The organism is Bacillus sp. EKM501B, assembly GCF_011800505.1.
Classification (GTDB): domain Bacteria; phylum Bacillota; class Bacilli; order Bacillales; family Bacillaceae_G; genus Bacillus_A; species Bacillus_A cereus.
On the sequence record NZ_JAALFZ010000006.1, the window covers coordinates 223,691 to 239,839 of the forward strand.

The following is a 16,149-nucleotide window of genomic DNA, read 5'->3' on the forward strand; positions in this document are numbered from 1 at the left end:
GGAAGAAAGAATGCTAGTAGGTTATACAGAATGGCCAAAAGAATTTGCCGATCGTTACCGAGAAGCAGGATGTTGGCTTGGTGAAACATTTGGAGGAGTGTTAAGAGAGCGGGCTGAGAAATATGGAGATCGAATCGCGGTTGTAAGTGGTAAGAAGCATATAACATATAGTGAACTTAATAAAAAGGTAGATCGTTTAGCAGCAGGTTTACTGAATTTAGGAATAAAGAAAGAGGACAGAGTTGTAATCCAGTTACCTAACATTATCGAGTTTTTCGAAATATGTTTTGCACTATTTCGAATTGGAGCGCTTCCTGTCTTTGCACTACCTTCACATCGAAGCAGTGAAATTAGTTATTTTTGTGAGTTTGGCGAGGCGAGCGCTTACGTTATTTCAGATAAGGCTCTCGGTTTTGATTATCGAAAATTAGCAAGAGAAGTGAAAGAGAAAGTGCCAACGTTACAACATGTAATTGTAGTGGGAGAAGAAGAAGAGTTTGTGAACATAAATGATCTGTATATGGATCCCGTCTCATTACCAGAAGTTCAGCCAAGTGATGTTGCATTTCTCCAATTATCAGGAGGCACAACAGGTCTTTCTAAATTAATTCCTAGAACACATGATGACTATATTTATAGTTTACGTGTTAGCGCTGAAATTTGTAATTTGAATGCAGAAAGCGTCTATATGGCAGTTCTTCCAGTAGCACACAATTACCCAATGAGTTCTCCAGGGACATTTGGAACTTTCTATGCGGGTGGAAAAGTGGTATTGGCAACTGGTGGTAGTCCAGATGAGGCCTTTGCTCTTATCGAAAAAGAAAAAGTTACAATTACAGCGCTCGTTCCGCCATTAGCAATGATTTGGCTTGATGCTGCATCTTCTCGTAATGCCGATTTATCAAGCCTAGAGATTATTCAAGTAGGTGGTGCTAAGTTTAGCGCTGAGGTTGCAAAACGTATACGTCCTACATTTGGATGTACGTTACAGCAAGTGTTCGGTATGGCGGAAGGATTAGTGAACTATACAAGATTAGATGATCCGGAAGAATTTATTATTTATACACAAGGTAGACCAATGTCTGCACTCGATGAAGTACGAGTTGTTGATGAAAATGACAACGATGTACAACCTGGCGAAGTAGGTAGTTTATTAACAAGAGGTCCATATACAATTCGTGGTTACTATAAAGCCGAAGAGCATAATGCACGATCATTTACAAAGGATGGATTTTATCGCACAGGTGATCTTGTAAAAGTAAATGAACAAGGATACATCATTGTAGAAGGAAGAGATAAAGATCAAATTAACCGCGGTGGTGAGAAAGTTGCTGCGGAAGAAGTTGAAAATCATCTATTAGCACACGATGCGGTCCATGACGTAGCAATTGTATCTATGCCTGACGATTATTTAGGTGAACGCACCTGTGCTTTTGTTATAGCTCGCGGACAAGTTCCAGCAGTAAGTGAATTAAAAATGTTTTTAAGAGAACGTGGTATAGCGGCTTATAAAATTCCAGATCGAATTGAATTTATTGAAGCATTCCCGCAAACAGGAGTCGGAAAAGTCAGCAAAAAAGAACTACGTAAAGTCATTGCTGAAAAGCTTATTACAGTAAAACAATAATAAAAACCGGAAGGAAGTGATTAGATGGCTATCCCATCTATTTCAGTATATAAAATGCCAATTGAATCAGAACTACCAAAAAATAAAGTGAATTGGACACCAGATCCGAAACGTGCAGTACTTTTAATTCATGACATGCAAGAATATTTTCTTGATGCATATAGCGATAAAGAATCACCAAAAGTAGAACTTATTTCAAATATAAAAATGATAAGAGAAAAATGTAAGGAACTTGGTATACCAGTTGTTTATACAGCACAACCTGGTGGGCAAACGTTAGAACAACGAGGTTTATTACAAGACTTTTGGGGTGACGGTATACCTGCTGGACCAGATAAAAAGAAAATTGTTGATGAACTTACTCCTGATGAGGATGATATATTCCTCACAAAATGGAGATATAGTGCATTTAAAAAGACAAATCTATTAGAAATTTTAAATGAACAAGGAAAAGATCAACTCATTATTTGCGGTATTTATGCGCATATTGGCTGTCTTTTAACAGCTTGTGAAGCATTTATGGATGGTATAGAGCCGTTCTTTGTAGCAGATGCAGTTGCTGATTTTTCACTAGAGCATCATAAACAAGCATTGGAGTATGCATCTAATAGATGTGCAGTAACGACATCAACAAACCTACTGTTAAACGATTTACAAAGTGTAAAAGATGATGAGAGTGAAGGAATCACTATACAGGAAGTGCATGAACTAGTTGCACAACTACTTCGTGAGCCAGTAGAGAGTATTGATATTGATGAGGACTTATTAAATAGAGGGCTTGATTCGGTCAGAATTATGAGTTTAGTAGAGAAGTGGCGTCGTGAAGGGAAAGAAATCACGTTTGCACATTTAGCAGAACGTCCAACTGTTGCAGGTTGGTACAGTTTACTATCTTCACAAACAGCACAGGTGCTGTAACAAATAGACTACATAATAAAGGGGTAGTAAAGAATGCCTAACAGTCAAAAGATTCGTCATTCGTTATCATCTGCGCAGTCTGGTATGTGGTTTGCGCAACAATTAGATCCGCTTAATCCAATTTACAATACTGGGGAATATGTAGAAATAAACGGAAATATTCATCAAGAAATTTTCGAATTAGCTGTACGTAAAGTTGTAATGGAAGCAGAAGCACTTCATGTTCGCTTCGAGGAGGATGAAATTGGCCCATGGCAAGTTATTGAAGAATCACAGTTTCATATGCATTTTATTGACGTTCGGAAAGAAGAAAACCCTGAAGAAGCTGCTAAAGTATGGATGAAAAATGATTTATCTATGCCAGTCGATTTGAAAAAAGATACATTATTTACTGAAGCACTTATTCAAGTTGAAAATAATCGTTTCTTTTGGTATCAGCGCATCCATCACATTGTGATGGATGGCTATGGATTTTCACTTCTTAGCCAAAAAGTGGCGAATGAGTATACATCACTTATAGAAGAAACAAACAAGAATGAAAAGCCGTTTGGTTCTCTTACAAAAGTCGTGCAAGAAGATATTGAGTATCGTGAGTCTAAAAAATTTCAGGAAGATCGTACTTTTTGGTTAGAAAAATTTGCGGATGAACCAGAAGTTGTAAGCTTGGCAGAGCGAGCACCGAGAACATCAAATGGATTTTCACGAGAAACAGCTTATTTATCTAGTTCTAGCACGAAAACTTTATTAGAAGATATCAATATTTCGTTAACAAGTTGGCCGGAATTCATTGTCGCTGTAACAAGTATTTATATGCATAAGTTAACAGGTGCAAATGATATTGTTTTAGGTTTACCGATGATGGGACGTCTAGGTTCGGTATCTATTCATACACCAAGTATGGTAATGAATTTAGTGCCACTTCGTATTACAGTAACTCCAAATATAACTCTTGCGGAATTATTGCAGCAAGTTTCTAAAGAAATCCGAGATGTACGTCGCCATTATAAATACCGTCATGAGGAATTAAGAAGAGACTTAAAGTTACTAGGTGAAAATCAAAGGTTGTTTGGACCGTTAGTGAATGTTATGCCTTTTGATTACGGGCTAAATTTTGCTGGAAATCGTGGTATTACGCATAATTTATCAGCAGGACCTGTCGATGATTTATCAATAAATGTATATAAACGTTTTGATCAAAATGAGCTAATGATTCATTTTGATGCAAATCCTGAAGTATATAATGGCGCGGAGCTAGCATTGCATAAAGAAAGATTTATGAGTCTATTTGAATTAGTAGTAAATAATTATGAGAAAAACGAGTCGATTGGAAAAATAAACATTACTCTGCCTGAAGAAAATCATAAAGTTTTATTGGAATGGAATGAAACGAAGGAAGACGATGAGTTAATCAGTCTGCCTATATCATTTGAAAAACAAGTGCAAAAAAATCCCAATAAACTAGCCATTACTTGTGACGGTGTAAACCTTACGTATAAAGAGCTAAATGAACGAGCGAATGAACTAGCACATTATTTAGTAGAAGAAGGAATACGACCAAACCAGTTTGTAGCTTTAGTATTCCCTAGATCAATAGAAATGGTAGTTAGTATGCTAGCAGTCTTAAAGGCTGGTGCAGCGTATTTACCAATAGATCCAGAATACCCAGCAGAAAGAATTAATTATATAGTAAATGATGCAAAACCAGTTTGTATCATAACACATTCATCTGTTTCATCTAAGTTAGTTATAGAAAATGATATGAAAAAAATTGTATTAGATGAAGAAGAAACGAAACTAGCGTTACATACATATTCTCGTATGAATATAGCATGTAAGAATGATGTATCACTTTTAAACCCAGCCTATACAATATATACTTCAGGCTCAACAGGAAACCCAAAAGGTGTAATTGTTCCTATGAGAGGTTTAAGTAACTTTTTAATGGCTATGCAACAAAAGTTTTCATTAAATGAAAATGATCATTTATTAGCAGTTACAACGTTTGCGTTTGATATTTCTGCTCTAGAAATTTATTTACCTCTTATTAGTGGTGCAAGTTTAACAATTGCGCAAAAAGAAGACATACAAGAGCCATCAGCATTAACGACACTTTTACAAGAAGAAAGAGTGACCATTATGCAGGCTACACCGACGCTTTGGCAGGCGTTAGTAACTGATTATCCAGAGAAGCTACAAGGGCTAAATATACTAGTTGGTGGTGAAGCTCTTCCAGCGCATTTAGCAAATAAATTAAAAGAATTAGGTTGCTCAATAACTAATTTATATGGACCAACTGAAACGACGATTTGGTCTACTTTTATGAACATTGATGAAGGTGAAAAGGGTATACCTCCTATTGGAAAGCCAATTTGCAATACAGAAGTGTATGTATTGGATGCAGGGTTACAACCAGTTCCACCTGGAGTTATTGGGGAATTATATATTGCAGGGGAGGGACTTGCAAGCGGATATTTAGGAAAACCTGAGTTAACAGCTGAACGGTTTATTGCAAATCCTTATGGAGAATCAGGGAAGCGCATGTACCGTACAGGAGATCTTGTGAAATGGCGTAGTGATGGTGCGTTAGAGTACATTAGTCGCGCAGATCATCAAATTAAAATTCGTGGATTCCGAATTGAATTAGCTGAAATTGAAACGGTATTACAACGACATGAAAATATTCAACAAGCGGTAGTAATGGTACGAGAAGATCGTCCAAATGATAAACGCATCATTGCGTATATCGTTGCAGAAGAAAAGGAACCGATTAATCTTTCAGAAATTCGTTCTTATGTTTCAGAAAGTTTAGCGAATTATATGATACCATCGGCATTTGTTGTGCTAGAAGAATTACCATTAACGCCAAATGGTAAGGTTGACAGAAAGAAATTACCTGCTCCTGATTTTAATGGAATGCACAATGAGAGAGTTGCTAGAAATCCGAAAGAAGAAATATTATGTGATTTATTTGCAGAAGTACTTGGTGTTTCTCGAATTAGCATTGATGATAATTTCTTTGAAATGGGTGGACATTCACTTCTCGCATCTCGTTTAATGGCAAGAATTCGTGAAACGTTAAGTGTGGAATTAGGAATCGGGAAACTATTTGAATCACCAACTGTTGCCGAACTGGCGAAACAATTAAACGATGCAAAAAGCGCAAGACCAGCTATTCAGAAAGCAAGTAGGCCAAATGAAGTTCCACTTTCATTTGCACAGCGCAGGTTATGGTTCTTAAATTGTTTAGAAGGTCCAAGTCCTACTTATAATATTCCGCTAGTCATTCGTATGAATGGAATATTGAATCGGGAAGCATTACAAGGTGCTTTTTATGATGTAGTTGAGAAACATGAAACACTTAGAACAATTTTCCCTAACGTATTAGGTAGTTCCTATCAGAGAATTTTAGATATGGAAAACTTAAATCTAGAAATGGTTATAACTAATACATGTAAAGATGAATTAGAAAGTGTACTTTCAGAGGCGGTAAGATATAGCTTTAACCTCGATTTTGAGCCGGTAGTTCGTTTACAACTTTTTACAGTGAGTGAAAACGAACATGTATTATTAATTTTATTACATCATATTGTAGGTGATGGCTGGTCATTACAGCCGTTAACGAGAGATTTTACAGTGGCGTATAAAGCACGATGTCAAGGTGACAGAGTTCAGCTGGAGACACTACCAGTTCAATACGCGGATTATGCACTTTGGCAACAGCAATTGCTAGGTGATGAAACGACACCAGAGAGTCTTATTTCAACACAATTAGATTTTTGGAAAGAAGAACTTAAAGGTTTACCAGACCAAATGGAGTTACCTACAGATTTCCAGCGTCCAATTGAGACGAGTTACCGCGGGGAAACAATTCATTTTCATATAGATGAAGGTATGCATAGTAGGTTAGTAGAGCTTGCACGTAAAAATGGAGTTAGTTTGTTTATGGTATTGCAAGCAGGGCTTAGTGCACTATTTACAAGATTAGGTGCAGGCACTGATATACCAATTGGAAGTCCGATTGCTGGAAGAAATGATGATGTACTTTCAGATATTGTTGGTTTATTTGTAAATACATTAGTGTTACGTACAAATACGTCAGGAGATCCAAGTTTTAAAGAATTATTAAATAGAGTGAAGCAGGTAAATCTTGCAGCTTATGAAAATCAAGATGTTCCATTTGAAAGGCTTGTTGAAGTGTTAAATCCAGTACGTACTCGAAACAGCCACCCGTTGTTTCAAGTTATGTTAGCTTTTCAAAATACACCAGAAGCAACGTTTCATGTACCAGGTTTAGAAGCGAGCCTTGAAATTCAAAGCGTCGGTTCTGCAAAATTTGATTTAACATTTGAAATTAGTGAGAGTAACGGGGTTGATGGTACTCCGAACGGTTTACATGGATTACTAGAGTTTAGTACCGATTTATATAAACGTGAAACGGTTCAAAAACTAATAGAACGATTCATTTTGTTATTAGATGATGCAGCTACAAATCCGGATCAATCAATTGGCAGATTAGAAATATTAACTGTAGCAGAGAAAAATACAGTGTTAGAAAAGTGGAATGGTGGTTTTCAAATTGCACCAGAAATGACATTGCCACAATTGTTTGAAAAGCAGGTTCATATAAATCCGAATTCTATTGCTGTTGTCTTTGAAGATAAGAAATTAACTTATGAAGAGTTAAATAGAAAAGCAAATAAAATAGCTCGATTCCTAATAGCAAAAGGGATTGGTCCTGATCAACTCGTTGCTTTAGCGATGCCAAGATCATTAAACATGGTTGTAAGCTTATTAGCTGTTCTTAAAGCTGGTGCTGGATACCTTCCGTTAGATCCAGATTACCCAGCAGACCGCATTTCATTTATGCTACACGATGCGAAACCATCATGTGTTTTAACGAATTCAGAAGTGGAAATTGAATGTGATGAGGCACTAAAAGTTTTAGTTGATGATGTAAAAGTAATAGCAGAAGTTGAGAAATATAGTGAAGAAAATATTGATGAAGTGGAACGCATTAAGCCATTATCTCCATCACATATTGCTTACGTTATTTATACGTCAGGCTCAACGGGTAGACCGAAAGGCGTTATGATACCTCATCAAAATGTAGTAAGACTTTTAGGAGCAACTGATCATTGGTTCCAGTTTGGCGGAAACGATGTTTGGACGATGTTCCATTCATACGCTTTTGATTTCTCTGTTTGGGAAATTTGGGGACCTTTATTATACGGAGGGCGTTTAGTTGTAGTGCCACATACTGTAAGTCGCTCACCGAAAGAATTTTTACAGCTTCTTGTTAAAGAAAAGGTTACGGTTTTAAACCAAACTCCATCAGCGTTCTATCAATTGATGCAAGCAGATCGTGAAAATGAAGAGATTGGCCAAAAATTATCTTTACGATATGTTGTTTTTGGAGGAGAAGCACTTGAGCTAAGTCGCTTAGAAGATTGGTATAGTCGACATCCTCATAACGCACCAAAGCTTATTAATATGTACGGTATTACGGAGACGACAGTACATGTTAGTTATATTGAATTAGATGAAACTATCGTCTCTTTACGAGCAAATAGTTTAATTGGGTGCAGTATACCTGACCTTAAAGTGTATGTGTTAGACAACTATTTACAACCAGTGCCACCTGGAGTAGTTGGAGAAATGTATGTTGCAGGTGCAGGGCTTGCGCGTGGATATTTAGGAAGAGCAGGATTAACGGCTGAACGCTTTATCGCAGATCCATTTGGCAAGCCAGGTACAAGAATGTATCGTACAGGAGACTTAGCTCGCTGGCGTAAAGATGGGACGCTAGATTATATAGGACGTGCAGATCATCAAATCAAAATTCGTGGGTTCCGAATTGAATTAGGAGAAATAGAAGCAGTCATAATGAAGCACCCTAAAGTTGAGCAAGTAGCCGTTATTGTACGGGAAGATCAACCAGGGGATAAACGGTTAGTTTCTTATATCGTTGCATCAAATAATGAAGCGATTGATACGAATGAAATGCGTCAGTTTGCTAGTGGTAGTTTACCAGATTATATGGTTCCATACGCTTTTGTAGTAGTAAATGAGTTACCTTTAACTCCAAACGGTAAATTAGATAGAAAGGCATTGCCAGCTCCAGAATTTATCGCATCATCTTCTAGTCGTGGTCCAAGAACACCGCAAGAAGAAATGTTATGCGACTTGTTTACAGAAGTGCTAAGTGTACCTCAAATTGGAATTGATGACGGATTCTTTGATCTTGGTGGCCATTCACTCCTTGCAGTGCAGCTTATGAGCCGCATGAAAGAGGCGCTTGGAGTGGAACTAAACATTGGCACTTTATTTGCAGCACCGACTGTTGCAGGGTTAGCTGAAAGACTTGAGATGGGGAATGGTCAAAGTGCACTTGATGTGTTGCTTCCATTACGAGCAAGCGGGGATCAATTACCACTATTTTGTGTACATCCAGCAGGTGGATTAAGTTGGTGCTATGCAGGACTTATGAAATCTTTAGGAAAAGATTATCCAATCTATGGTGTACAAGCACGTGGTATTGCTAAAAATGAAGAACTTCCAAAAAGTTTAGAGGAGATGGCGGCGGATTACTTGAAACATGTTCGTGAAGTACAGCCTTATGGACCATATCGTTTATTAGGTTGGTCGCTTGGAGGAAATGTTGTGCATGCAATGGCGGCGCAACTACAAAATGAAGGGGAAGAAGTAGAATTACTCGTTATGCTTGATTCTTATCCTGGACACTTCTTACCAAATACGGAAGCGCCTACTGAAGAGGAAGCGTTAATTGCATTACTTGCTTTAGGCGGATATGACCCAGATAACATGGATGGTAAACCACTTACAATGGAAAGTGCAGTTGAAATCCTTCGTAAAGATGGAAGTGCATTAGCAAGTCTTGAAGAAGAGACTATATTGAACTTGAAAGAAACATATGTAAATTCAGTAGGGTTGTTAGGGAAATATGTACCGAAAGTTTATAACGGAGATATCTTATTCTTTAGATCTACTGTTATACCAGACTGGTTTGATCCTATTTCTCCAAATACGTGGCTAAATTATTTAGACGGGCAAATTGTGCAGCACGATATTGATTGTAGACATAAAGATCTATGTCAGCCAGGTCCACTTACGGAAATTGGGCAAGTATTAGCGAAATATTTGCAGAATAAGAAAGGGGTAAGTAGAGTATGACGAATCCATTTGAAAATGATAATTACACATATAAAGTATTAATAAATGAGGAGGGCCAGTATTCTCTCTGGCCTGCTTTTCTCGATGTACCTATTGGCTGGAATGTCGTATATGAAGAAGCTAGTAGGCAGAGCTGCTTAGAATATGTTGAATATAACTGGAAAGATTTGAATCCACAAGGTAATCAAGTTCGCGAAAAAACATTAGTAGGAAAACGATAATGAAAGAAAAACTAAATCCAAAAGTAGTTGTAAGTATCGTTTATATAACTGCGATGTTTATGGCTGCGATGGACGCAACGATTGTAAATGTAGCACTGCAAACGATAAGTAGAGAACTACAAGTACCTGCATCTGCAATGGGGACGGTGAATGTTGGGTATTTAGTTAGTTTAGCTGTTTTCCTTCCGATTTCTGGTTGGTTAGGAGATCGTTTTGGTACGAAAAGAGTATTTTTAATTGCTCTTTTCGTATTTACAATTGCATCTGCTTTATGCGGAATGGCTAACGATATTACTTCATTGAATATTTTCCGTATTATTCAAGGTGCTGGCGGAGGGCTTTTAACACCGGTTGGAATGGCGATGTTATTTCGAACATTTTCACCCGAGGAAAGACCGAAGATTTCCCGGTTCATTATACTTCCAATTGCTGTAGCACCAGCAATTGGTCCTATCATCGGTGGTTTCTTTGTAGATCAAATGTCTTGGCGTTGGGCATTTTATATTAATCTACCGTTTGGAATCGTTGCATTGCTATTTGGACTTCTATTTTTAGCAGAACATGTTGAAAAATCAGCTGGTCGCTTTGATTCGCTCGGCTTTATTTTATCAGCACCAGGATTTGCGATGCTCATATATGCACTCAGCCAGGGACCATCAAAAGGGTGGATTTCTCCAGAAATTATGAGTACTGGGATAGCTGGGGTTGTATTCATTACATTGTTTATAATTGTAGAACTGAAAGTAAAGCAACCGATGTTAGATTTACGCTTATTAAAAGAACCAGTCTTTAGAAAGATGAGCATTATATCATTATTTTCATCAGCTGGTTTATTAGGAATGTTATTTGTTTTTCCTCTTATGTATCAAAATGTGATAGGAGTTTCCGCACTGGAATCAGGACTTACGACATTTCCAGAGGCGATTGGATTAATGATTTCTTCACAAATTGTGCCATGTTCATATAAGAAATTAGGAGCTCGAAAGGTAATTTCTATTGGATTAATATGTACGGCGGTTATATTTGTTTTATTGAGTTTTGTAAATCACGATACGAATCCGTGGCAAATCCGGGCATTATTGTTTGGTATCGGTATTTTCTTAGGCCAATCTGTCGGTGCGGTTCAATTTTCTGCCTTTAACAATATCACGCCGCCTTCTATGGGGAGAGCGACTACTATATTCAATGTGCAAAATCGACTAGGTTCAGCAATAGGAGTAGCGGTTTTAGCTAGTATACTAGCTGGTTTTGGAGGTAATAACGTTCAATCCGATTTTTTACCATATCAAGCAGCATTAATTGGGTCAGCAATATTTTTGCTCATAGCACTACTATTTTCTTTACGTATTTCCGATAAAGAGGTAATGTCAAAGAAGAAAGAAAAAACATTATCTGTATCAGAAAAAGAGAAAGTACTTGTCAATGAATAACAATATACGCATGCTTTCTTATGAAAATTGATATTCGTTGAATAAAGGAGAGTTTACATGATAGAAAGTAAAGTTGTAGATTCTATTCCAACTTTGAATGAGAATGATTGTCAAATATGGTGGGCAAGAATTTCAGATTTACAATCATGGCATTACAATTTACTAAATGATATAGAGCGAGAGAAAGCAAATTCGTATCACCATTCGGCAGATCGAGCTCGTTTTATAATAGGTTGCGTAATAAGTAGATTAGTTCTCGGTAAGATACTTTCTATGTCACCAGTCCAAGTACCAATTGATCGAATGTGCTCAGTATGTAAATTGCAGCATGGAAGACCACAATTACCAGAAGGTATGCCGCAATTATCCGTTTCACATTCAGGTGAGTGGGTTGTCGTTGCTTTTACAAAATCTGCACCTGTTGGCATAGATGTAGAACAAATGAATCCAAATGTAGATGTTATGAAAATGGCAGAAGGTGTATTAACAGACATTGAAATAGCGCAAGTTATGAAACTGCCAAATAAACAGAAAATAGAAGGTTTTTTAACATATTGGACTCGAAAAGAAGCGGTGCTGAAAGCGACAGGTGAAGGACTAATGATTCCGCCAGTACATATTACAGTATCAGCTCCAAATGATCCTCCAAACTTGTTGGTTTTTAAGGATAGACAAGAGTTAGCAAGTAATACAATGATGGAAGATGTAAGGCCTAGTTTAGATTATAGGGCCTCTGTTGCAATATTCAGTAAGGAAGTGACTGAAATTACGCAATTAGACGCGGCAGCACTTTTAAATCTTAAATAAAAAAATTATAGAAGAGGTGTTCCTCATGTTAGTAGCGGAAAATAGAAAGAATGAATTCACTTATAACGTACAAGCAATTAAAAATATTTTATTTTCTGGAGATACATCATCCATTCATGCTTTAGAAAAGCTTTTAAATGATACAGTTCAGTTTGATGTTCTTGAACAAGAGGCACTTGGTAGACAGTACATTCCGAAAGAAGCAAAGAATTTCTTTGATAAAGATGGAACATTTCTTTACCGTGTATCTAATGTTAGTTATAAAGGAAAGGTGTTATCTGAAAATCTAATTTTTGCAGACACTTCGTTTTTACCGGACGCAATAAAGAGTGAATTAGAGAGTGGAAATATTCCTGTTGAAAAGCTTATAGAAAAGATGGAAGTAAGAAGAAACGTATTATATGAAGGATATCAGCCATCTGGAAATATTATTGAATTGTTTGATGGATGTTCTGTTACAGCGAATGTGTATCCAACTAGAAAGTATCAAATTGTAAGTAACTGCAAATGTGTATTTTATATTTGTGAAGTGTATCATGCAGAGAATATAAAGCAATTGCTTAAATAAAAACAAGAAACCAGCCTATAAAATGGCTGGTTTCTTGTTTTTATTTAACAGCTTCTTTTAATTCTTTACCTGCTTTAAATGCAGGAACTTTACCAGCGGCGATTTGAATTTCTTCGCCAGTTTGCGGATTACGTCCTGTACGAGCAGATCTTTCGCGTACTTCAAAAGTTCCAAACCCGATTAGTTGAACTTTATCTCCAGATTGTAATGCATTAGCAATTGTGTCAAATACGGATTGTACAGCTGCAGAAGCGTCCTTTTGAGAAATATCAGCTGATTGAGCTACGTTTTTAATTAATTCTGTTTTGTTCATGTTTTCACCTCATAAAAAAATTTTTGGAATGAATGTTTTAGTATAATAGATAGTAAAGATAAAGCTATCACTATGATTAGAAAGAATACTATATAATTATGTTAATTTCGTTGCAAGAGACTGAATCCCTTCTATTATTTAGGGATTAATTAAGAATCGATGCATATAAAAAGCTTTAATATGAGGATGAGGGGGAGTATACGAATGATTTTTCGTGAAAAAAATGAGAAGGAAAGTATTTTAATTCGTCAACATGATCATGGTTTTTTGGCTGGAGAGATTGCAAAGCATATAAAAGAAGACTTTTTTGAAGATAAAACATATTTAAAAGAAACAGTTGATGCAATATATGAGCATGACAGAGGATGGATAGAGCTTGATAAAGTACCAATTTTGAATGATGCTAAAAATATTCCATATACATTTATGGATTGTCCAAGCCCATTACGTTTTGTTTTTTATACGATTGGATTGAATGAAATTGAAAATTCTAATCCATACGGGGCATTGCTTTGTAGTAAACATTTTTTATCATTTCCACTAAACGAGGAAGATGAAGAGATGATGTCATTTTATAAACATGAATTAGAACGACAAAAAAGAATTTTGAAAACGTTAACAAAGAAACAGTTTGCGATGTTCGATAAGCATTATAGATTATTAAAGTTTTGTGATGAACTTTCTTTATACGTATGTATGAATAAGCCTGGTGTCAAAAAGAAAGATGAAATTGACTTATTTAAAGATGGTTTTGAAGGAACAGAAATGTTTAATAGTAAAGAGGAGAAACTTATTCAAGCTGAATGGGTGGACGAGGAAACAATTCGGATTACACCATTTCCATTTCAAACAGAATTTTATACGTATGTAAAATATAAAACGATAAATAAGCATGAAATGAAAGAAAAAGGGATTGCAAAGGCTGATAGAGAATCAGAAATGAAGAAACAAACCATTCGTTTCATACAATAAGGAGGTAATATAAATTGAAAGATTATATATTAAAACAGTGTGATTATCATGCTTGGGCTAATACTAGATTATTCAATCGATTAAAAGAGTTACCAAACTATGAGACAATTTTTAATGAGCAGATACAGAGTGTATTCCCATCCATTAAGGATACTTTTGTGCATATTTATATTACAGATCAAGTGTGGTTACATATATTGCATGGTAAAAGTATGAATGAAGCAATACAAGACCGAGAAGATTTACGAAAACAAATTGAAACTAAATCGTTACATGAATTAGAAAAAATGTTTGAAAACATGGCAAATCAATATAAAGAGTTTTTAATTACAATACAAGATGTGAATGCTGTATTTGTTATTGAGAATCCATACGTAGGGAAATTAGAAACTTCGATTTTAGAATTAGTGCAACATGTCGTAAATCATGGTACATATCATAGAGGAAATATAACAGCGATGATTCGTCAACTTGGTCATTCATCGACAATGATGGATTTTGTACTGTATTTACATATGGTTAAAAAGCAGGGAGAGTAATATAGTTTGTAAGAAGGAGAGGCTTTAATTATAGAAGTCTCTCCTTCTATTTTATTCTGCATTCATGGTAGATCGACTGATTAAAGTTTTCTTAAGAAGCTTTATTTTCTTGTAATTGCTTAGCGTATTGTACAGCCTTATATGCATTGACTCTACCGTTTTTCCAGTACGTATCTGTACCACTAATTTTATCAGTAGTAGACTCAATAATTTGGCGGATTTGTGTATTGCTATATCCTTGATTTGCTAAAAGAGCTGCGACTCCTGCAACATGAGGTGTTGCCATAGATGTACCACTTAATGATTGATACGTGCTTCCTTTATATGTTGAATATATATTTGAACCTGGTGCTGCAACATCTACCCAGCTACCATAAGTAGAGAATGAAGATTTTCTATCTGATTGATCTGTAGAAGCAACTGCAATTACTTCGCTGTAATAAGCAGGGTAATTAGCTTTTGTATTTCCAGCATTTCCAGCAGCTGCAACTATAACAGACCCTTTATTCCATGCATATTGAACGGCTTGTTGTAATGCAGTACCACCATTTGGAGCTCCTAAACTTAAACTAATTACTTTTGCACCCGAATCAGCAGCTTCTCGAATACCTTGCGCTACAGCATCAAGAGTACCACTTCCTTGATTATCTAATACGCGGACAGCATAAATTGAAGTTTGTGGGGCAACACCAGCAATTCCGACGCTGTTATTCGTAAGTGCTCCAGTAATTCCAGCGCAATGTGTACCATGACCATTACCATCATCAGATGTATTGTCGTTATCAACATAATCATGCCCATAAATTACTTTCGAAGCCAGATCAGGGTGTGAGCCTTGAACTCCTGTATCAATAATAGCTACTTTTACACCAGGATCACTTCGTTGGCTATCCCAAGCTTGTGGAGCTTGAATCTTTTGTAACCCGTATTGATTATTAAAATATGGGTCGTTTGGAGTCCAAAAGGCGTGAACGTAATAATTCGGTTCTGCATATTCCACATCTGGATTATTTTTATAGCTCTTTATTTTTTCTTTTACAGTACCTTTTGAAAATTGTACGACTTCAAAACCTAACTTATCATCTTTAGATAAGACATTAGCTCCGACAGATTTATGAAAAGATTGCACATTACTTAAAGATGCATTTTGTTTGAACTTAACGATTAATTGGTTAGGAACATAATCAGTAGATGATGCTTCAGCGCTTGAAGTATTCGTGTTAAAGAAGAAACCACCAATAATAAATGACAAAACAGATAGGAAAACGATGATTTTGTTTTTCAAAAGATTTTTCCTCCCTTTTCTTGGATGAGTTTTTCAGTGACACCTTAATGTCGCATTCCTTTTCAACTATATAGTTAGACCATACGATTTATGACATTTATGTGAAAAACTTTTGAAGGAATAAAAAGGAGTAAATATTGATATAAATATATTTTTAATGATAGTAATTAAGTAAAAGAGGGGATGAAAAAAGGAACGCTCTGGTATTATCCCCTATAGGTAGACAGTAAAAAAAGAGTCCATCTGATATGATGGACTCAATACTGTTTTATCTGGAG

The 16,149-nt window shown here is 36.2% G+C and carries 11 protein-coding genes; 9 read left to right on the top strand and 2 right to left on the bottom strand.

Features of this window, described 5'->3' with window-relative positions:
* Window positions 1–10: 10 nt before the first annotated feature.
* Genes HFD78_RS15075 through HFD78_RS15105 form a run of 7 tightly spaced genes read left to right on the top strand, consistent with a single transcriptional unit; the run spans window position 11 to window position 12,762 of the window.
* Window positions 11–1,627: a (2,3-dihydroxybenzoyl)adenylate synthase gene (locus tag HFD78_RS15075; protein ID WP_000960118.1), complete on the top strand. Its 1,617-nt coding sequence runs from the start codon at window positions 11–13 to the stop codon at window positions 1,625–1,627.
* Between the two features lie 24 nt (window positions 1,628–1,651).
* A complete protein-coding gene (locus tag HFD78_RS15080; protein WP_001007253.1) occupies window positions 1,652–2,545 on the top strand; it encodes an isochorismatase family protein in 894 nt (297 codons plus the stop codon).
* Window positions 2,546–2,578: 33 nt separating this feature from the next.
* Window positions 2,579–9,736 carry an amino acid adenylation domain-containing protein gene (locus HFD78_RS15085; protein ID WP_001133926.1) on the top strand — a complete coding sequence of 2,386 codons (7,158 nt, stop codon included), beginning with the start codon at window positions 2,579–2,581 and terminating at the stop codon, window positions 9,734–9,736.
* Window positions 9,733–9,957 carry an MbtH family protein gene (locus HFD78_RS15090; RefSeq protein WP_000184059.1) on the top strand — a complete coding sequence of 75 codons (225 nt, stop codon included), beginning with the start codon at window positions 9,733–9,735 and terminating at the stop codon, window positions 9,955–9,957. Before HFD78_RS15085 ends, HFD78_RS15090 begins: the two co-directional genes overlap by 4 nt.
* Window positions 9,957–11,387, top strand: coding sequence for an MDR family MFS transporter (locus HFD78_RS15095; protein ID WP_191968087.1), 1,431 nt, complete (start codon window positions 9,957–9,959; stop codon window positions 11,385–11,387). The genes HFD78_RS15090 and HFD78_RS15095 overlap by 1 nt, the downstream gene beginning before the upstream one ends.
* 57 nt (window positions 11,388–11,444) lie before the next feature.
* Window positions 11,445–12,194: a 4'-phosphopantetheinyl transferase Sfp gene (sfp, locus tag HFD78_RS15100; protein WP_000572997.1), complete on the top strand. Its 750-nt coding sequence runs from the start codon at window positions 11,445–11,447 to the stop codon at window positions 12,192–12,194.
* Window positions 12,195–12,219: 25 nt separating this feature from the next.
* Window positions 12,220–12,762 (top strand): hypothetical protein, encoded by a 543-nt coding sequence (locus HFD78_RS15105; protein ID WP_000959126.1) that lies wholly within the window; start codon window positions 12,220–12,222, stop codon window positions 12,760–12,762.
* 40 nt (window positions 12,763–12,802) lie between these two features.
* On the opposite strand, the gene HFD78_RS15110 is transcribed toward HFD78_RS15105, so the two are convergent.
* On the bottom strand, window positions 12,803–13,075 hold the full coding sequence (locus HFD78_RS15110; protein WP_001043905.1) for an HU family DNA-binding protein: 273 nt from the start codon (window positions 13,073–13,075) through the stop codon (window positions 12,803–12,805).
* Between the two features lie 204 nt (window positions 13,076–13,279).
* Here HFD78_RS15110 and HFD78_RS15115 point away from each other — a divergent pair, with 204 nt between their 5' ends.
* A complete protein-coding gene (locus HFD78_RS15115; protein ID WP_000577284.1) occupies window positions 13,280–14,047 on the top strand; it encodes a DUF3891 family protein in 768 nt (255 codons plus the stop codon).
* A gap of 14 nt (window positions 14,048–14,061) precedes the next feature.
* On the top strand, window positions 14,062–14,586 hold the full coding sequence (locus tag HFD78_RS15120) for a DinB family protein (protein WP_000656270.1): 525 nt from the start codon (window positions 14,062–14,064) through the stop codon (window positions 14,584–14,586).
* 91 nt (window positions 14,587–14,677) lie between these two features.
* Here the strand turns inward: HFD78_RS15120 and HFD78_RS15125 are convergent, their stop codons facing one another.
* Window positions 14,678–15,871 carry a S8 family peptidase gene (locus HFD78_RS15125; protein WP_000790923.1) on the bottom strand — a complete coding sequence of 398 codons (1,194 nt, stop codon included), beginning with the start codon at window positions 15,869–15,871 and terminating at the stop codon, window positions 14,678–14,680.
* Window positions 15,872–16,149 lie beyond the last annotated feature (278 nt).

Coding starts and splice junctions, on each gene's coding strand:
- HFD78_RS15075 (WP_000960118.1), top strand. CDS start 11: ATGCTAGTAGGTTATACAGAATGGCCAAAAGAATTTGCCGATCGTTAC.
- HFD78_RS15080 (WP_001007253.1), top strand. CDS start 1,652: ATGGCTATCCCATCTATTTCAGTATATAAAATGCCAATTGAATCAGAA.
- HFD78_RS15095 (WP_191968087.1), top strand. CDS start 9,957: ATGAAAGAAAAACTAAATCCAAAAGTAGTTGTAAGTATCGTTTATATA.
- HFD78_RS15115 (WP_000577284.1), top strand. CDS start 13,280: ATGATTTTTCGTGAAAAAAATGAGAAGGAAAGTATTTTAATTCGTCAA.
- HFD78_RS15105 (WP_000959126.1), top strand. CDS start 12,220: ATGTTAGTAGCGGAAAATAGAAAGAATGAATTCACTTATAACGTACAA.
- sfp (WP_000572997.1), top strand. CDS start 11,445: ATGATAGAAAGTAAAGTTGTAGATTCTATTCCAACTTTGAATGAGAAT.
- HFD78_RS15110 (WP_001043905.1), bottom strand. CDS start 13,075: ATGAACAAAACAGAATTAATTAAAAACGTAGCTCAATCAGCTGATATT.
- HFD78_RS15090 (WP_000184059.1), top strand. CDS start 9,733: ATGACGAATCCATTTGAAAATGATAATTACACATATAAAGTATTAATA.
- HFD78_RS15085 (WP_001133926.1), top strand. CDS start 2,579: ATGCCTAACAGTCAAAAGATTCGTCATTCGTTATCATCTGCGCAGTCT.